Annotated in this window: 18 protein-coding genes and 2 pseudogenes; 14 read left to right on the forward strand and 6 right to left on the reverse strand. The window is 70.2% G+C overall.

Annotated features, from left to right (window positions below; all coding sequences use genetic code 11):
* Positions 1-37: 37 nt before the first annotated feature.
* Positions 38-1102: a flavin-containing monooxygenase gene (locus ACIQUT_RS34315; protein WP_403568831.1), complete on the reverse strand. Its 1065-nt coding sequence runs from the start codon at positions 1100-1102 to the stop codon at positions 38-40.
* 105 nt (positions 1103-1207) lie between these two features.
* Here ACIQUT_RS34315 and ACIQUT_RS34320 point away from each other — a divergent pair, with 105 nt between their 5' ends.
* The 7 genes and pseudogenes from ACIQUT_RS34320 to ACIQUT_RS34350 all read left to right on the forward strand — a co-directional run bounded on the left by ACIQUT_RS34320 (position 1208) and on the right by ACIQUT_RS34350 (position 6470).
* A complete protein-coding gene (locus ACIQUT_RS34320) occupies positions 1208-1417 on the forward strand; it encodes a hypothetical protein (RefSeq protein ID WP_403568833.1) in 210 nt (69 codons plus the stop codon).
* Between the two features lie 46 nt (positions 1418-1463).
* Positions 1464-2831 carry an FAD-dependent oxidoreductase gene (locus ACIQUT_RS34325; protein ID WP_403568834.1) on the forward strand — a complete coding sequence of 456 codons (1368 nt, stop codon included), beginning with the start codon at positions 1464-1466 and terminating at the stop codon, positions 2829-2831.
* A 5-nt stretch (positions 2832-2836) separates the two neighbouring features.
* Positions 2837-4105: an MFS transporter gene (locus ACIQUT_RS34330; RefSeq protein WP_403568836.1), complete on the forward strand. Its 1269-nt coding sequence runs from the start codon at positions 2837-2839 to the stop codon at positions 4103-4105.
* 34 nt (positions 4106-4139) lie between these two features.
* Positions 4140-4307 (forward strand): annotated as a pseudogene (locus tag ACIQUT_RS34335) (transposase); the annotation flags it as partial.
* 345 nt (positions 4308-4652) lie between these two features.
* Positions 4653-5300, forward strand: a complete 648-nt coding sequence (locus ACIQUT_RS34340) for a hypothetical protein (RefSeq protein WP_403568838.1) — start codon at positions 4653-4655, stop codon at positions 5298-5300.
* Between the two features lie 349 nt (positions 5301-5649).
* A complete protein-coding gene (locus ACIQUT_RS34345; protein ID WP_403568839.1) occupies positions 5650-6051 on the forward strand; it encodes a hypothetical protein in 402 nt (133 codons plus the stop codon).
* On the forward strand, positions 6021-6470 hold the full coding sequence (locus tag ACIQUT_RS34350; RefSeq protein WP_403568840.1) for a hypothetical protein: 450 nt from the start codon (positions 6021-6023) through the stop codon (positions 6468-6470). The genes ACIQUT_RS34345 and ACIQUT_RS34350 overlap by 31 nt, the downstream gene beginning before the upstream one ends.
* Before the next feature lie 414 nt (positions 6471-6884).
* On the opposite strand, the gene ACIQUT_RS34355 is transcribed toward ACIQUT_RS34350, so the two are convergent.
* The gene (locus tag ACIQUT_RS34355; protein ID WP_403568841.1) at positions 6885-7472 is read right to left on the reverse strand and encodes a Dabb family protein; all 588 of its coding nucleotides are present in this window, start codon (positions 7470-7472) and stop codon (positions 6885-6887) included.
* Positions 7473-9440: 1968 nt separating this feature from the next.
* Positions 9441-10877 carry a hypothetical protein gene (locus ACIQUT_RS34360; protein WP_403568843.1) on the reverse strand — a complete coding sequence of 479 codons (1437 nt, stop codon included), beginning with the start codon at positions 10875-10877 and terminating at the stop codon, positions 9441-9443.
* A gap of 329 nt (positions 10878-11206) precedes the next feature.
* Between ACIQUT_RS34360 and ACIQUT_RS34365 the strand changes: the two genes are divergently transcribed.
* On the forward strand, positions 11207-11512 hold the full coding sequence (locus ACIQUT_RS34365; RefSeq protein WP_403568845.1) for a hypothetical protein: 306 nt from the start codon (positions 11207-11209) through the stop codon (positions 11510-11512).
* Between the two features lie 87 nt (positions 11513-11599).
* Here ACIQUT_RS34365 and ACIQUT_RS34370 read toward each other — a convergent pair whose 3' ends face one another.
* Positions 11600-12031 (reverse strand): hypothetical protein, encoded by a 432-nt coding sequence (locus tag ACIQUT_RS34370; protein ID WP_403568847.1) that lies wholly within the window; start codon positions 12029-12031, stop codon positions 11600-11602.
* A 242-nt stretch (positions 12032-12273) separates the two neighbouring features.
* Here ACIQUT_RS34370 and ACIQUT_RS34375 point away from each other — a divergent pair.
* The 4 genes and pseudogenes from ACIQUT_RS34375 to ACIQUT_RS34390 all read left to right on the forward strand — a co-directional run.
* Positions 12274-12936 (forward strand): annotated as a pseudogene (locus tag ACIQUT_RS34375) (transposase); the annotation flags it as partial.
* Positions 12937-13539: 603 nt separating this feature from the next.
* A complete protein-coding gene (locus ACIQUT_RS34380; protein ID WP_403568848.1) occupies positions 13540-14022 on the forward strand; it encodes a DedA family protein in 483 nt (160 codons plus the stop codon).
* Positions 14023-14141: 119 nt separating this feature from the next.
* Positions 14142-14540, forward strand: a complete 399-nt coding sequence (locus ACIQUT_RS34385) for a transposase (RefSeq protein WP_403568850.1) — start codon at positions 14142-14144, stop codon at positions 14538-14540.
* Positions 14541-14691: 151 nt separating this feature from the next.
* Positions 14692-15551, forward strand: a protein-coding gene (locus tag ACIQUT_RS34390) for an IS5 family transposase (protein WP_403568852.1) whose coding sequence is annotated in 2 segments (ribosomal slippage) — positions 14692-15031 and positions 15031-15551 — 861 coding nt in all. Because the reading frame shifts where the segments join, the coding sequence is not laid out codon by codon here.
* 12 nt (positions 15552-15563) lie between these two features.
* Here ACIQUT_RS34390 and ACIQUT_RS34395 read toward each other — a convergent pair.
* A complete protein-coding gene (locus ACIQUT_RS34395) occupies positions 15564-16109 on the reverse strand; it encodes a hypothetical protein (RefSeq protein WP_403568854.1) in 546 nt (181 codons plus the stop codon).
* Between the two features lie 299 nt (positions 16110-16408).
* Here ACIQUT_RS34395 and ACIQUT_RS34400 point away from each other — a divergent pair, with 299 nt between their 5' ends.
* On the forward strand, positions 16409-16663 hold the full coding sequence (locus ACIQUT_RS34400; protein ID WP_403568856.1) for a hypothetical protein: 255 nt from the start codon (positions 16409-16411) through the stop codon (positions 16661-16663).
* 283 nt (positions 16664-16946) lie between these two features.
* Here the strand turns inward: ACIQUT_RS34400 and ACIQUT_RS34405 are convergent, their stop codons facing one another.
* On the reverse strand, positions 16947-17099 hold the full coding sequence (locus tag ACIQUT_RS34405) for a hypothetical protein (RefSeq protein ID WP_403568857.1): 153 nt from the start codon (positions 17097-17099) through the stop codon (positions 16947-16949).
* A 63-nt stretch (positions 17100-17162) separates the two neighbouring features.
* Between ACIQUT_RS34405 and ACIQUT_RS34410 the strand changes: the two genes are divergently transcribed.
* On the forward strand, positions 17163-17789 hold the full coding sequence (locus ACIQUT_RS34410; RefSeq protein WP_403568859.1) for a DUF6000 family protein: 627 nt from the start codon (positions 17163-17165) through the stop codon (positions 17787-17789).

Consider the following 17789-nt stretch of genomic DNA (forward strand, 5'->3'; position numbering starts at 1 on the left):
ATGTTGACACATGTCGAATCAGTCGGGTAGGTCGGGCTCACCAACGGGCTCGGGCCAGGTGTGCGGCGATGCGGCGGGCCGCCCGGCTCGCGTCCCGGCCCACACCGCGCAGGCTGTTCGAGGACAGGCTGCGCTGCCACTCCAGCCCCACGAACGCGAGCCCCGGGTGGGCCAGGGAGGCGCCGTCGCGGTGCCGGGGGCGCCCGGCGGAGTCCAGCACGCCCTCCAGGCGGGCGAGGTAGGGCAGGTGGGGCCGGTATCCGGTCGCGAGGATCACCGCGTCCGCCTTCTCCACCGTCCCGTCCGTCCAGGTGACCATGTCGCCGGCGAGGCCGGTGAAGACCGGCCGGTGCTCGGGCAGGCCCGCTGTGAGCGCGGCACGGTAGCGGCCGTCGTCGAGGACGGGCTGGGCCGGCGGGGTGCGCAGCAGGCGGCCGAGCGGGGCGGCGTCCAGGCCCGTGCGGGTCAGCCAGACGTGCAGATCCCGGCCCAGCAGGCGCTGGCGGGCGAACTTCACCGGCGCCCGGGTGGCCAGCACGGTGCGGCTGGTGCGGGCGAGTTCGGCGGCGACCTGGACCGCGGAGTTGCCCGCCCCCACCACCACGACCTGCTGCCCGGCGAACGCCTCGGGGGTGCGGTAGTCGGCAACGTGCAGGGCGCGGCCGGTGAAGGACTCCAGGCCCGGCAGCGCCGGCCGGTGGGGATTGCCGAAGCTCCCCGACGCGGCCACCACGGCGCCGGCCGTGAGGCCGGCCCCGCCCTCCAGGCTGATCCGGAACAGGCCTTCCTCCGCCGCGACCTCGGCCACACGGCTGCCGGTGCGGATCTCGGCGTCCAGGCGGGCGGCGTAGCGGTCCAGGTAGCCGGCCACTTCGTCGCGGTGCGGGTAGCGGTCCGGGTCCCCGCCGAAGGGCAGGCCGGGCAGCGCGCTGAACCGGGCCGGCGAGAACAGGGTCAGGCTGTCGTAGTAGCGCGGCCACGACCCGGCGGCCCGCCCCGACGCCTCCAGCACCACCGGCTTCAGCCCCGCCCCGGCCAGGGCGTGCGCGGCCGCGAGGCCCGACTGCCCGCCCCCGATGACGACGGCTTCCACGTGCTCCATCACAACCCCCAAGAATTAGATAAATGTCTATGTTGACGTCTATCGATACAGGTGTCATGCTGATCACGCAAGCCATAGACAAACATCGAAACACCAGGAGTCGTCATGAACGAGCAGGCCACCCCCACCACCCACGACCGCACCGAACCCGCGGCCTCCTGCTGCGGCCCCGCCCCCGTCCAGCCCGTCGCCGAGGCGGCCCCTGCCCAGTCCTCCCCGTGCTGCGGCACCAGCGAGGACGCGGACGCAGCCAGCACCTGCTGCGGCCCGCAGGCCAAGCGCGAGGCGGTCGCCACCGGCGCCGGCTGCTGCTGACCCGCACCCCATCCACCCACCTGCCCCTGAACACCGGAGACACGTCATGAGCGAGACCATCACCGAGCTGCCCGTGGTCGTGATCGGGGCCGGCCCCGCCGGCCTGGCCGCCGCCGCCCACCTCCGCGAGCGCGGCCTGGACTTCCTCGTCGTCGAAGCCGGCCCCCACGCCGGAACGGCCACCCGCGAGTGGTCGCACGTGCGCCTGTTCTCCACCTGGGGCGAAGTCGTCGACCCCGCCGCCGAAAAGCTCCTCGCGCAGACCGGCTGGACCCGGCCCGACCCGGCCACCTACCCCACAGGCGGCGACTGGGCCGCCCTCTACCTCCAGCCCCTCGCCGACACCCTCGGCGACCGCGTCCGGTACAGCACCCGCGTCACCGGCGTCTCCCGGGCAGGCCGGGACCGCATCGTCGACGCCGACCGCGACACCCAGCCGTTCGTGGTCCACACCGAAACCGGCGACGGCCGCGAGGAGCGGCTCTTCGCCCGCGCCGTCATCGACGCCTCCGGCACCTGGTCCACCCCCGGCCCCGCCGGCGCCAGCGGCCTCGCCGCCCTCGGCGAGAACGCGGCCGCCGACCGCATCACCCACCGCGTCCCCGACCTGAAGGACCCCGCCGTCCGGGCCCGGTACGCGGGCAAGCGCACCGCCGTCATCGGCTCCGGCGCCTCCGCCTTCACCGCTCTCGCCTACCTCGCCGACCTGGCCAAGAGGGACGACGGGGCCGGCACGCACGCCACATGGATCCTGCGCCGCGGGATCTCCGGCTCCACCTTCGGCGGCGGCCAGGCCGATCAACTGCCCGCCCGCGGCGCCCTCGGCCTGGCCGCGAAGGCCGCCGTGGACGGCGGCTACGCCGACGCCGTCACCGGCTTCCGCACCGACGCCTTCGAGCGGGACGGCGACGGCCGCCTGGTCCTGGTCGGCGAGGACGGACGCCGCCTGGACGCCGTGGACGAGGTCATCGTGCTGACCGGCTTCCGCCCCGACCTGACCTTCCTGGACGAACTCCGCCTCGGCCTCGACGAACGCCTCCAGGCCCCCCTCGCCCTCGCGCCGCTGATCGACCCCAACCAGCACTCCTGCGGCACCGTCTACCCCCACGGCCAGGGCGAACTCTCCCACCCGGAGAAGGACGTCTACCTCGTCGGCATGAAGTCCTACGGCCGCGCCCCGACCTTCCTGGCCAAGACCGGCTACGAGCAAGTCCGCTCCATCGCCGCCCACCTCGCCGGCGACCACGAGGCCGCCGAGCGCGTCGAGCTCACCCTCCCCGAAACCGGCGTCTGCGGCGGGGCCGGCCTCTTCGACCAGCCCGAGGCGGCCGAGCAGAGCGACGGCGGCTGCTGCGCGGCCCCGGCCACCCTTACCATCGGCGCGCCCGCTGCCGTCTCTACCGGCGGCTGCTGACCGGCATGCCGAATACCAAAGCCAGCGTGGCCGTGGCCGGGACGGGCGTCCGGTCGCGGCCACGCGCCGTCCTGCCCGCCCTGTGCGTCACGCAGATCACCAGCTGGGGCGTCCTCTACTACGCCTTCCCCGTCCTCAACCCAGCCATCACCGACACCACCGGCTGGCCCGCCAGCCTGACCACGGCCGCGTTCTCCGCCGCACTCATCGTCTCCGCGGTCGTCGGGATCTACGTCGGCCGCGTCCTGGACCTCCGCGGCCCCCGCGCCGTCATGACGGCCGGCTCCGTCCTCGGCCCGCTCAGCCTCTTCATCGTGGCCGCCGCCCCCAACCTCGCCGTCTTCACCGCCGGATGGCTCCTGGCCGGCGCGTCCATGGCCGCCACCTTCTACCCGCCCGCCTTCGCCGCCCTCACCCGCTGGTGGGCCCCCGACCACATCCGGGCCCTGACCATCGTCACCCTCGCCGGGGGACTGGCCTCCACCGTCTTCGCACCCCTGACCGCCGTCCTCGCAGACCACTACTCCTGGCGCACCACCTACGCCGTCCTCGCCGCGATCCTCGCCGCCCTGACCATCCCCGCCCATGCCCTCGCCCTCCGCGCCCCCTGGCCACCAGCACCCGAAGGCCTCCACCATCCGGCCGCCGGACCCGACCCCGCCGTACGCAGCCGGGCGTTCTGGATGCTCGCTGCGACCTTCGCCCTGTCCGCGTTCGCGATGTACGCCGCCGTCATCACCCTCGTCCCTCTCTTTCTCGAACGCGGCTACACCACCACCCAAGCCGCCTGGGCCCTCGGACTCGGAGGCGCCGGACAAACCCTCGGCCGCACCCTCTACGCCACCCTCGCCCGCTACACCGGCACCATCACCCGCACCGCCACCCTCGTCGGCCTCGGCGGACTCACCACTGCAGCCCTCGCCTTCACCCCCAGCCCCTACGCCCTCCTCGTCGTGCTGTCCGTGCTGGCAGGGATCGTCCGCGGCAACCTGACCCTCCTCCAGGCCACCGCCGTCACCGACCGCTGGGGCACCGCCCACTACGGCAGGCTCTCCGGACTCCTCGGCGCACCCGCCCACGCAGCAGCAGCCCTCGCACCATTCGCCGGAGCACTGCTGGCCGCTCCGCTCGGCGGCTATGCGCCCCTCTTCGCCCTGCTGTCTGCAATCGCCACCGCCGGAGCCATCACAGCCCTCGCCACCCACCCACGCCAACACCCCTCCCAGACCGCCACGCCGGAGCCCGTGGCCGGGAATACCGCGCAGGTGGAATGACGCCTCCGCTAAGGCCTGTCTGATAATTGATCTTGTGGCAGGTCGAGGTGAGTTGACGGACGCGGCGTGGGAGCGGATAGAGCCCTTGTTGCCGCAGGTGGATGGGCGTGGTCGGCCGTGGCGTGATCACCGGCAGGTGGTCAATGGTGTGCTGTGGCGGTTGCGGACCGGGGCTCCGTGGCGTGACCTGCCCGAGCGGTTCGCCGTCGCTTCGACTCCGCCACGCTGTTCACCGCGATGCGCATGGCGATGGTCCACGACCCGGCCGTGTCCCCATGCGGCGCCGTCCCCGGGCGCGCACGCATCGACCGCGGTCTGGAGTTCGCGGCCGAGTGTGAAGGTTCTCCCAGGTGTACGAAGGCGTCCGGCCGTGCCGGGTCTGGCTCTGGTCACGAGAACCAAGACTCGTGACCAAAGCCACCCGCTGCTGGTCCGGGTCCGCCGAAGCCGACAGGCCCTCGCGAAGCGCCACCGCCCAACGGGGCACGGGCGCCGCCCCCACGCTGTGGGTCGTCCGGATCTCCGGCCCGCTCCGATAGCGTGAAGGATGCCCGTTCTGATCGTGCTCCTCGCGGCCGGCAGCGGCCTGCTCGTTTTCGGGGCGCTGGTTCTCCTGCGGTTCCCGGACCGCCCGGGCGGCACCATCGAGGCGACCGTCGGAGGCCAGACGCTGCGCGTCAGCTCACTCGGCGCCGGCCTGCCACTCATCGCGATCGGCGCCGCGCTCTTGGCCCTCGCCGTCGTCGGCCCCTGGCCCGACGACAGCACTCCGTCCCCGACCTCGCACCCGACCGCGTCGGCCGCCGATTCCGCCTGCCCGGGCGAGTTCCTCGCGGACATTCCGAGCGACCGCGTCCGAACCCTGGAGGCGGGCGCGCGCGACGTGCCGCTGCTCCGCCCCGACCAGTCGAAGAGCGGCGTCTTCGGCCTCGTGCTCAACGACGGCGGCCTGCCGGCCGGAGCGATCCGGATGCAGTTCTTCCTGGCGGGCGAGATCTTCAGGGTCATCGGGGTGAGGGACTCCCGCTGTGCCCCCGTCGAGGAGTTCCTCAACGAATCCCGGCAGGGTGAGGACAAACACGTCCTCGGGAACTGGGACACCCTCCGCCTCCGCCTGGGCGACCATATCTACACCCTCCGCCCCGGCTACAAGGACGCCGCAATCGGAGCGACCTTCCGCACCGTCGCCGAATAGGAAGTCCTGGAGGACCGCCTGGCGAGGTGTGCGAGTTGTTGTGACTGAGCGCTGGATCTGTCGGATGAGCACTACATCTGTCGGATCGTGCATGTGAGTTGGCGTGCAGGGTGGCGCCGCAAGACGTTGACCTGGTGCTTTCTCTGGAGTCTTGTCTATGTCGGCTGTGGGCCCGGTGCGCTGAACGCGGCCTGCGGGCCGGGCTGGGCCGGGCGTGCGGGGGTCGTGCACACGCTCCGGCGTGCGCCTGTCTGTTCGGGGGGTGGGGGCGTGGTCGTCGCTGCGGGTTGGAAGGGCTGGTGGGGTGTGGCCGGCTGGCAGCCGCACCCCAGGTCGAAGGAGCCCGATTGTGAGTGCAGGCAAGACCGCCGAAGCGGAGGCGGAGGCGGCGACCGCGGTCTCTGCCGATGGCTACGGCCCGGACGGGCAGGAGCCCGCGCCGCGGTACACGGTGAGCGCGGCGGAAGCCCAGCGGATCGCCGATGAGCAGATGGCGCAGGTCCGCCAGTGGTGGAGCGAGCAGGTCGCCGCTCTGCCGCAGGCGGACCAGGAGGAGATCGAGGAGCTGCCGGAGCGGCTTGGGGCGTGGGGGATCGAGGTCAACCCGGTGGCGAGGTGGTGGGGCGTTGAGATCCATCTCAACGCCGAGGCCGCAGACTCGGTCGCGGACATCACCGAGGAGATCGGCCGCATGGTTCCCAAGGTGCCCAAGCTCGCGCCGTGGAGGACGCCCACCTGTGGTGGACGGTGATGGACACCTCGCACAAGTGGAGCGAGGACGAGAAGTTCACCAACCACCGCACCAAGTCCAACCCCGCACTGGCCGTCTTCCAGGGCAAGCTGTACTGCGTCCACCGCGGGGACGCCGACGGCAAGCTGTGGTGGACCATGTACGACCCCGGCAGTGAGGGCGGCTGGACCGAGGACAAGCCCTTCCCCAACCACTACAGCAAGGAAGGCCCCGCCCTCGCGGTCTTCAACAACCACCTGTACTGCGTCCACCGCGGCGGCAGCGATGCCAGCCTGTGGTGGACCCGCTTCAACGGCAACAGCTGGACCACGGACACCCGCCTGGCCGACCACTTCAGCGGCGCCGGCCCCGCGATCGTCTCCTACCGCTCCCCCAACGGCACCGAGGACCAGCTCTTCTGCGTCCACCGAGGAAACTAGCCGGGCGACGCTGAACGGCGCCCGGTCCGGCCGCCGCTCCCGCCCGGGCGCTGCCGACCGGGACGCCGGACTCCAGCTCGGGCATGCAGGAAGGGCGGTCCAGGACCGCTGAAGCTTCCCGTTCCGGTTGGCGGGCGGGTAGCAATGTGCCCCTCTGACGTGCGGTATCCGTGGGCCCAGAGGGGGTGGCTGCTCGGGGGCGGGGCGTGGTGGAAGCGGCAGACCTGGGCGAGGGAAGCCCAGGAGTGGACGGCTCGCCAGTCTGCGAGCTCGATTCTGCTCAAGGTCACCGGATGGCGAGCCGTCGTTCAGCGGAACAGGGCCGCGCCGGCCGGGCCGTTCCATCCGTCAACGACAGGATGAACGGGGGGTTCGCGCACGCCCGAGTCCATCGACCGCCGGAGTTTCGGCCGGTCACTTGCTCGCGTTGAAATCAAAAACGATGGCACTGTCGAGGAGCGGCCGGACGGAATTCTTGAACGACTCGTGTGCCGCGTCATAGAACTCCGGATCGGCGACAACGGGTTTTCCTACGTAATAGTTCCGATCACCTTCGGAGGCGAACGTCAGGACATAGCCTTGCTGCATGCCCATTCCAGCCCCTTCACCACTCGTCTGGATGCCTGAATCCAGGGACATGATGTAGGGCTTCCCGCCGCGGGTTGCCTGCGTCCTGAGAGAACGGAACCGCTTCATCGTCTCGGCCTGTTCCCCCGAGGACGTATCCGGCTTGAACTTGAAGAGAACGATATGCTGAACCCTGCCCGGTTTGTAGTCTGCTGCAGTGAACTCCTCGGCACCGACGCGCGACAGCTCCTCACGCAGAGCCTTCGCCGCATCCTTGTCGGCCTGTTCCGCCGGGGCGGAAGCGAATGCTGCCGAGGCGCTCGCATCGCCGCCTGATGCTCCATTGTTTTCCGTCGAGCATCCTGTGGATACGGCCACGGAAACCGTACTCGCGATGAGGAACCGGATGACCGCAGATCGCCTCTGTGCCGTCATGAACGATTCTTCACATGAAGCGACTTGATGTATTCACGCCTGATGGACATGTGCAGCCAGACCCGACCTTCCATGGACGACGAACACGCCGTTCGGTAACCATTTCGCATCGTAGTCGATATCAGGCCGTCCATGCCGAGCACACCTGCCGGGAGCAGGATGCTCTTTCAGGTGGAGGGCGAACACGAGGGAAATCCCAAGGGCGACGAGAATCGTGCCCATCACGCGGTTCAGGCCGGTCTGGCGGCGCAGCGTGCGTGTGCGCAGAGCGGGTGCGGAGAGCAGGCCGGCGGCGAGCGAACCAGAGCAGGTGCGCTGCGGCCATGAGCAGGCTGCAGCCGGCCTGCTGGACCAGGGGGTGGCGCCCCTGCCGCTTTCCGAGGACGCCCTGCGAAGCATCCGGACCCCGCTCTACCTCATCCTGGGCAAGCACAGCCTGCTCTTACACCCGAAGCGGCGGCTGGAACGCGTACCGCGCCTCGTAACCGGAGCCCGCGCCGAGATCATCGCCGCGACGGGCCACGGACCGCAGATCGACCACCCCACCGTGGTCAACGCCCGCATGCTCGGCTTCATGGAAGACACCGACTCCCTGGCCCCTGCCGCAACCGGCGCGTGGGACCGGAGGGGGACGCCGGCGCCGAGCGCTTGCAGAGCGACCTCGACCTGCGGGGGCTGGTGTGCCTTCGAGCCGCGCCCAGACAGGGCCGGCCGCTATTCCGGTCGGCCGCCAGGACCATTGTCGTCTGGCTCGCATAGCCGCCGAGGCAACGCCCAACCCCGGCATCGCAACTGCCGGGGTCGAGGCGTTCCGCATCATAGGCACGGCCGTATCCGCCGGTAGCCACCCGGGCGGAGCGTGGTGCTGGCACATGCGAGGAACCAGGCCAGTGGGCTGTAGGTGTGGGCGAGAGTGATGGCGAGGGCGGCGAGGGCTTCGTGTAGGCCGCCACGCACGCGACGTTCGACCACTCGCGGTAGCTGCGCGCCTGGAGCCGGCCCCGTGTGGTCTCCCAGCACCCCGGGTCGAGCAGGGCCAGGATGATCTGCCTGCGCACGATGGTCCGCTGGACGCTCCCGCCCCCTTGGCCAAGGGGTAGACGAAGGTGTAGTCCGCCACCACCAGCAGTTCCCTGCGCTCGCCCGGTTCGGAGCGCATGCTGCCGCGCACCTTGACGATGTTGCCGACGGGCTTGGCCTCGGCGGGTTTGAAACGGGTGAAGAGTTCCACCGGGGTGATCTCCGCGGTGGGCTTCGCGAGCGACCGCTCCGGCTCCTGCAGAACGTTCGGCTGGCGGGGGTCGAGGATCGCCAGCGCCGCAGCCGGCCGCTCGCCGCGCAGGGTCGCGGGATCCAGGTTGGCGGCGACCAGGAACTGCTTGTCTTCTCCAGCGCCTCCGCGACCTGCGCCTGGGTCATCCCGCCCACGGCGGTTGCCTTCGGAAGCTCGAAGCCGGCTGCACCGTCGGCCCACTGGACGGCAGGGGAACCACGGAAAGGTTCCTGCATGGTCGGCCGGTCCGGGACCACGGACGGGGGCGGGGCGGTCGGAGCCGCCGACTCCGCGGGCAGCGGAGCGACCTTCTCTGCGTCCTGCCAGGCCGGTCCGGTGCGCCGGCCCGGCGGCTCCTGTCCCTGGTCCCGCCGGAGTCTGGCGCTCACCATGCGTGCCCGCGCGGACGGCTGCCTCGGAGCCTCGCCCGCCCCCTCAGCGGTCTGCTCCGCGAACCGGGTCCACTCCTCGTCGGAGAGTTCCGGTCTGCGATGGGGAGCCTCTCACGTGCGACGATACCGCCCTCCGTCTCGCGCCAGATCCAGAGGTGGCCCTGACTGCCGTGGCGGGCGGCTGCGACTGGGAGCCGGTCGCGGCCGCCGACAAAGACGCCGGGGGCGTACCGAAGCAGCCTGCGGCGGCCGTAGTCTGCGGGATGGCCGAACCGCCCTGCCGTCGCAGAGGTCTGGAGCGCATCACGATGACCGGAAGGGCCTGACGCGCCCGCCGAGACCCCTCGGGCCGGGCCCCACCGTGAACTTCCTCCGGTCCTTGTGACGGACGACGAACATCGAGACCGGCGTGCCGTCCGGCGACTCGTACCAGACCTGTTCCGTGATGAATGCGGATGCGTCGAGTCCGGCGTCGGGTGCGTGGTACGGCGACAGCCGGTCCGCCGCGTAGTCGTAGCGGTAGAGCGACGGCGGCTGTACGTACGAGGTGAAGCTCACCCATACCTCGTCACCGTCCCAGCGGCCGCTGACCCCGCTGACGACGCCTTCGCCCTCGTTGCGGTTCACCGAGCCGAGGGCAGGAAGCTCCAGGTCGCGGAGGTGGGTGCCGTCCGCGGCGTGGATCCGCACCCGGTGCGAGGCTGCGTGCGTGTGGACGGCGTAGAGCCGGCCGCCGACTCCGGCGACCGTCTGGAGCGTGTCCGGGCCCTCGGGTATGAGGGTCCGCCAGGCGGTCGGCTCGGTCAGCGGTGCGAGGCAGAGCCGGCCGCGCGGTGCGTCGAGGTCCGTATGGATGAGCAGCGAGTCGTCGATGACCTGGACCTGGTTGAGGGACCGCATGACGGGAGCCACCGGTATGAGCTCGCCGTCGGCCAGGCGCAGCAGGTGCACGGTGTTGGCGTGCACGTAGTCCCACATGGACAGGACCGCGAAGCGGCCGCATTCACTGGCCTTGACCGAGCACCAGTATTCCTTCTCGTGATCGTGCCGTCCTCCGAAGATCCGGCGGGCCGGCTTCTGCGACCCCAGCCGGTGCTCGTACACGGCGTGCCAGAGTGCCTCCTCGCCCGGCGGGACCTCGCCGGGCTCAGGACAGGCGGCGTAGAGGAAGCCGGAGGAGTCGGGGAGCCAGGCGGGTGCCGAGTGGCCTGAGCCGCGGGGCCGGTCGGGCAGTACCTGCCGCGAGACGATGTCGAGGACGTGGATCACGGCGTCGTGCGTGCCGCCCACGGACTTTCCGAAGGCCACCAGATGGCCGTCGGGCGAGGGCACGGCGAACACCAGCGCCTCCTCGCTCGCCCACGCGCTCGGGTCGAGCACGGTCTCGGGCAGTGCGGCCGCTCCTGTGCAGCGCCGCAGCATGAACGCGAGCTTCTCGTCGTCGGCACCCGCCTGCCAGAAGAACTCCTGGCCGGGTGGTCCCGCGGGAATCGGCGGCGACATGCGCGCATACCGCGAGGCACGGGAAGCCTCCGCCCTCAGCCGGTCCCGTCCGGGCACCTCGGCCAGCACGGCCCGGGTGACGGCCTCCTGCGCGGCGATCCACGTCGCGGTCTCCGCGTCGTCGATGCGCTCCAGCCAGGCGTACGGATCCTGGAACCGGCGCCCGTGCACCGTATAGCCGCTGTCCGGATCCTTCCGCGCCGCCGGGAGGTCGATGGGCAGCCTGAGTTCCTTCACCGCACGGCCATCCTCGACCCGACGTGTATGACGGAACTGTACGAGCGCCCCACACGCCCTGCCCCGGTGATCCTGCAGTCGACGCCGCCTGTCTCTCGCACGGCGAATCCGAGAGCCACCCTTCCCGCACCGTGTAAGGCCTGGTCCGGCTTCGAGATCATCCCGTATGTGCCGCTTGAAATCCCGTGGCTGCTGTGCCTGGGCTGGAGTTATGGTCTCGCCTCCGGGTCGGCCGTGCCGCGGCTGCCATGGCCAGAGAGCGATTCCCGTGACCAGCCGGCAAGTGACGACCCTGTGGCGGCCCACCGGCCCACCGGCCCACCGGCCCCGTGGAGCTGGACCTGGTCCGGGAGCTGAACTGGCGTACCTGGCCGCCGCGGCTGCCCGAGCAGCCGATCCTCTACCCGGTCCTCAACGAGGACTACGCCATCAAGATCGCGACAGAGTGGAACGTCAGGCATGACGGCGCTGGCTTCGTCACCCGTTTCGATGTCGAGTCGGAGTTCTTGAGCCGGCATCCCGTCCGGCAGGTGGGCGGGCAGACGATCCCCGAGCAGTGGGTTTCCGCTGAGGAACTTGACGAGTTCAACGCCCACATCGTCGGTGAGATCCAAGTGGCTCATGAGTTCCGGTGAGCTGACGGGGGCTCGCCGACGGGAGGCCAGTGCGGTGCGCCGCCCCGTCGTTGTCCTTCGGCAGCCCGTCGGTGCGTGGCCGCGCGGCTACTCGGGGTTGGAATTCCATCCGTGCCGGGTCCGGCCGGGTCCGGCCTTTCGTTTCCGGGAAGCAATCACGAGTGAGAGGGTGGCGGTGGCGAGGAGGCTCCCGATCGCGACCATGCTCACGCCGATCATGAAGAGTCCGGTCGCGTCGTCCGACCAGTCGTAGTAGGCGGCAGCGGTGAGCCCGGTGGTGGTGCCGAGCACCGCGGCCGCGATGTGCTGCCGGGACGCCGCCCAGTAGACCGGTGCCAGCAGGGTCAGGCCGAGCCCGATCACCTGCCAGGCCCCGTAGGGGCCGGTCTCCGAGCCGTCGGCGTGCACGTCGCGGTGCTGGTCCCAGCCCAGCCAGGCAGCCCACGCCGCCATCGCCACCCCGGCCAGCACCAGGGGCGCCAGCTGTTCGAGGACCCGTCTCCGCAGTTCTTTGCGCATGGCTCCAGTGTGCGAACCCGCCCGAGTACCCACCAGAGCGCAGGTACTCAACTCCGCCCGAGTAGTTCGCCTCATCGCGGACGGCGGGTTTGTCGAACCGTGCAGCCGCGGCCCGTTCCCTCTTGCTCTCCGTCCACCGTTCGACGCGGCGTGGTGACCTCCGCGATCGGCTCGGGAGCGTCCGGCCGGTCGCGCGCGGGCGAAGGCCGCGGGGGCGGCCGGTGCTACTTCGGGGGCAGAGGCTGGGCGCGGTGGTTCTGCCATTCGGGGACGAGGACGGCCCAGACCTGCTTGTCGTGGCGGATGCCGGCGTAGGGCCACGCTTCGCGCCGGACGCCTTCGAGGGGCCCGCCAGCGGCAGCATCAGGGCCGTGCCCGTCGGGCGCCGCTGGAGGAGAGGCCGACAGTTTGGGGGACAGCAGGAGCGGTGCAAAGGCCTAATCGCCGAAGGGGCCCGCGTGGGAAGAACGAACTTGTCGCCGGTCAGCGTGGACTCCACAACGGTCCGTGCCCATCATGACGCCGCAGGGATGCGAGTCGGCAAGCACCTTATGGAGGCCATGGAAGAAGCCGTGCAGGAGCAGGAGGCGGCCCGGCAAAAAGAGGCGGACCGGAGGGACAGAACAGACGCTGACCGCTGGCGCATCCGACGTCGACGCAGGCTCCGCCTGAAGGAGGCCCTGCTCGGCAGATCCCGGGGTGGACTGACCAGCAAGATTCATCTCGCCGCAGACCGCAGGTGCCGTCCGCTCGCTTTCGTCTTGACTGCCGGGCAGGCCCCGGACAGTCCGCAATTCATCCCCGTGCTGGGCAGGGCGCGGATCCGCCTGCCCGTCGGTCGCCCACGCACCAGGCCCGGCGTGGTCGCCGCGGACAAGGCCTACTCGTCCCGCGGAAACCGCTCCGCGCGTACTTCATCGGTGGCGAGGTCTGCTTCCATCGGGCTGCGTTCCAAGGCCGTAGTCGGACGTGGTCGCGGTCACGGTCGCGCTGTACCGATTGAGGCCGGGAGCGACGATCAAGTTGGCCGTTGCCGATCTCGGCGTCAATACGGAGACCTCGCGGAACTGGATACGGGCGGCGGACGGCCGGCGCTGGGGCTCCCCTGCCGCGCCTGCGGCAGCCCCGGAGCCTCATGCGTGGGTGGAGGCCGAGCCCGCCGCCGCTCGGAAGAGGATCCGTGAGCTGGAGGAGTACACGAGGGCTGGAATCGCTGCTGTGGGGGAATTCGCCGCAGCCGGCTCCAGTCGCCGAGTGACCCCGCCCGTCGTTCATCCGGTAGCCCCCTGTACCCCCGTATACGCGTTCGGTTAGCCTGGCCTGGCGTGCGAGCGTGCAGGTCGGGTTCCAGGCCGCAGGCAGCAAACCATTAGGACAGAACGGGCAGAGGCAGGGCACAGGTGAGAGACGACGACCGGGCTCGTGCGCGTCGTGCGCCCGCTGGGGCGGGACGCCCATGCGGGTGACGGGCGTCCCGGCTTCCGGCCCTGGGCTCGGGATGAGGCGCCGTGGATGAGATCGCGCTTACGGCCGGAGCCCTGTATGTCATCGTCCTGCTCCGCGCCGGAGGGACGTTCGCCGTCGGGTGGCTCGCCGGCGCCGGTGCCCGGCGCAGCAGGTTCGCCGGGCGGGTCTCCTCGGCGAAGTTCCAGCGCGCCGAGCGGGCGATCCAGCGGTGGGGCGCGCCCGTGGTGGCCGTCTCCTTCCTGACCGTCGGTTTTCAGACCGCAGCCAACTTCCTCGCGGGCAGCATGCGCATGCCGTTGCCGCGTTACCTCCCCGCCCTGTTCGTGGGCGGAGCGGCCTGGGCGCTGATCTACACGACCGCGGGGCTCGGCGTGCTCGAGATCCTGGAAAGGCTCTTCGCCGTGCGGACGGCCCTCGGGGTGGCCGCCGTGGCCGTCTTCCTCCTCGCGGTGTGCGGTGTGGTGGTGTACCGCAGGAGAGGGGCGGCCCTGTCCTCCGGCGACACCGAGGCCGGGGAATCGTGAGCCATCCCGCGAGGGCGGGTGCCGCGGTGGGCGAGTTGGGGCGCGGCCCCAACTCTCCTCGGACGGGATCCGTAGGGCGAGGTCGTGCGTGAGGATCTTGGATTGTGGATCATGGTGTCGTGATACGTCGCCATGAACTGTCCGATGCCGAGTGGGACCTCATACGTCCGTTGCTGCCGCGGCCTGTGATGGGACGGCCGCGGTTGGACGACCGGACGGTCCTGAACGGGATCGTGTGGAAGTTCCGCACCGGGGTCGCCTGGCGGGACGTGCCCGACCGGTACGGCCTGTGGACCACGCTCCACACCCGTTTCCGCAGGTGGGCAGCGGACGGCACGTTCGACCGGATGCTGACGGCCGCGCAGGCACAAGCCGACGCGGCGGACGACATCGACTGGCTGGTGTCGATCGACTCTCCGCCGGCGGCGAGGAGTTCGAGGGCGTGCTGGTGGTCGCCGGTCCGCCACACTTCCAGCGCGGCGCGTCGGCCTCGTTCTCCTGGCGGCGGTTCTCGGTGAGGACCTCGACCTCGGACCAGGCGGTGCACGGGATGCCGCACAGCCAGGCCGACCATCACACTGTTTGGTCTTGTTTCTCAGCCACAGAAGGTGCGCTCACGCGGTACCCGCTGCCTAGTGTCTCTTTGATCGGCAGATCAGTTGATGGGATGTGTCTGTCCGGTTAGTGATCTCTGATGCGATGTGGGACCGGATCGAGCTGCTGATACCGGCCGATCCGATTCGCGGCCGCCGGTGGGCCGACCATCGCCGCACCCTTGAGGCCATCGCGTGGAAGTACCGCACCTGCGCGCCCTGGCGGGACCTTCCAGACGAGCTCGGCTCATTCAAGACCGCTCACAAGCGGCTGCTCAGGTGGGCTGTGGACGGCGCCTGGGAAAGGATCCTCGCCGCGGTCCTGGCCGCGGCCGACGTCGGTGACGACATCGGCTGGACAGTGTCGGTGGACTCAACCGTCTGCCGGGCCCACCAGCACGCCGCCGGAGCCAGGAAAGAGGGGCGCCATTTCGGCCTGAGCCAGATGACCACGCGCTCGGACGCTCTCGTGGCGGTCTGAGCACGAAGATCCACCTTGTCAGGGACAGCCACGCTCGCCCCTTGGTCCTCCGAGTCACCGCGGGCCAGGCGGGCGACGCACCGGCCTTCGAAGCCGTTATGGCAGGCATCCGTGTCCCGCGAAGCGGGCCGGGAAGACCGAGGACCCGGCCGGATGCCGTCCTGGCTGACCGCGCCTATTCGTCCCGCGCGATCCGGGGCCATCTCCGCCGGCGCGGGATCCGGGCCGTCATTCCCCAGCCGTCCGGCCAGGTCGGTCATCGTCTGCGGCGAGGACGCGCAGGCGGCCGGCCACCCGCTTTCGATGCCGAGGCCTACAAGCAGCGCAACGCGGTCGAGCGATGCATCAACCGGCTCAAGCAGTGGCGCGGCCTGGCCATGCGAACGGACAAGCTTGCCATCGCCTTCCAGGCCGCACTCCACCTCGCTGCCATCCTCATCTGGACCCGGCACTGAGCGGCGCAGACCCTAACCGGAGGTGCTGGGCAGCCAGTTGGCAGCGCCCGCCACTTCGCGCGCTATGTCGACCACGGTTCGTCCGTCGGTCGCCACTCGCACCGTGTCCAGGGGCGTCTGCTCATCCAGGAGCCGCGCCTTATGGGCGCTGCTCTGCAGCTCGTGCTCCAGCTCCGAGCCCAGTTCCCGACTGGTCAGCCGCTCATGGGCGGTGGCATCGGATGCGGTGAGCACAACCCGTATAAGCCTGACATTCGAACCCATGGCGCGCTGGAACATGCCCTCGTTCTCGGCCAGAACGCTGACCGTGTGCGTGTAGATCAAGCGGCGGTACCCGAGTTCGGCGTAGTTCGACCAGAGCGCCGTTAGATTGCGCTCGGCGATCTTCCTGCGGCGAGGGTCCCCCTCCGGAGCGGGATGTGCCTGCCCCATGAAGTCACCTTCGATGACGCAGTGAGCAACCATCGCGGCGCGCAGACACGCTGAGACCTCCCAACCCACGGTCGTCTTGCCGACGCCAGCGCGCCCTCCGATGAGCAATACCTCTGCTTGATCCATAACTGCACCCTGCCACCGAGTAGTCGGACCGCGCGAGCGAAATGAGCACGGATCAGGGAGACATGCCCTAATCCCGGCCCGCTCTGTGTGCTACTCCGTTCCGCTTGTAGAGGCGGCCGCAGGGCGATCCTCCTCCGGCACCGGCTGCCGCAGTCGCCGCCCGAGCGAGACCGACCTGGCGGAGCGCGACTGCTTCTACGCTCTTGTACACGACTCGCTCCCGAACGTCCAAGGCCAGCGCGGAGGTTTGGCGCAACGGCCTCGCTGCGTTCGTCACCCCCGTGGGCACAGCGGTAGTCGTGAAAGGCCGCACCGCCGCCGAGCTGCCCACCAAGTGGCGACTCGCGGTCACCCTGCTGATCGGCGGTGGGCTCGCCCTCGCCGTGACTGGCCTCTGGCACGCCCTGGCTGCCCAGGCAGGCTCCCGCCCGCTCTCGGTCACCCTGACCGACATCCACTGCGAGCACGGCTCCGTAGACGCCTTCCACCTCGCCACCGCGATCCGGGCCGCCCACCGCCTCGCCCTCGCTCGGCGGGCAGGGGCACTGGCCTGACCTGCCTGTTCGCCGGCATTGCCCTCACATGGTTGCACTGGACAAAGCCCCGGGCGCGCTGCGCGTCACTTACGGCACCAGCATCGGCGCCAGCACCGCCTGCGGCCCCTTTCTCTCCACGGACGCGGCATGCTCCGCCTCACTGTCGCGAGACAGCCGGCACCAGCCGTCGTTCCGCTGGCGGACGTCATCTTGATGTCCCCGGTGGCCAGCTGCGGCTGACGCGGCAGGCCGCGACCTTCGCCGTCCGTGCCAACGTCAAGGAAGCCCTTCACGATGTCCGTCAGGTCGGCCTTGTCGCCGGTGCGCTCGTTGATCCTTTGTTGCGGATCCGGTCGGAGGTGCCGCGCTGGAGCTGATGGAAGTGGATGGTGTGGCTGCCGGTGGCCGTGTAGAGGCCCACCGGCAGGCTGACCTTCTCTGAACCAGTATCCATGGTCCGTTGAGGCAGTCGGCAAACCTGTGGCGCATGTACACCGTTCCGGGCCAGGATGCAGCTATGCGTGATGTCCAGAGCGATCCCGAGTTGCAGGATCTGGTTCGGCGGTTCGTCACGCCTGATCGGCGATACCTTCGGTTGGGCGGGAGCGTCTTCCGGTTGAGCCCGGTCGAGCGCTCCGCGTTTGTGCGGGATCTGGCTCAGGCTGCGTACGAAATCACCCCGGCGGAGCTCGGCGTGCTATTCGAGGGTGGATGGCGCGAGCGCAAGACTGCCGCCTGGCTGGTTGCTGTGGCCCACAGGTCCGAGTTTCGCGAGCTCATAGGCCAGCTCCTGCTGGCCAGCAAGGGGCCGTATGCGGGCGCGGCATACTGCGTCGCCCTTGCGAAGTTCGGTACTGCAGCGGATGTCGAACTGCTCAGCACATACCTTGATCACTACTTGTCGCGTCCCGACCTCGACTACGACCAGGCAGTCGTCCTGGGGACGCTTCTCTACCTCGACGAGATTCTCGGCTCCGAATACGCGACACGGTTCCTTGCCCCGGCCGGTCCCTGGGACCGATGGCTTGAGGTCCGGGCCGTGGCGGCCCTTGACCCGCATGACTGCCGACAGGCCGTGCAGCAACTGTGCATTTTCGTCGATGAGACCGCTGAGGTATTCGCCTCGCTGGACTGCGGGAGCTGA

The sequence above is a fragment of the Streptomyces sp. NPDC090445 genome (assembly GCF_044769385.1).
Classification (GTDB): Bacteria; Actinomycetota; Actinomycetes; order Streptomycetales; family Streptomycetaceae; genus Streptomyces.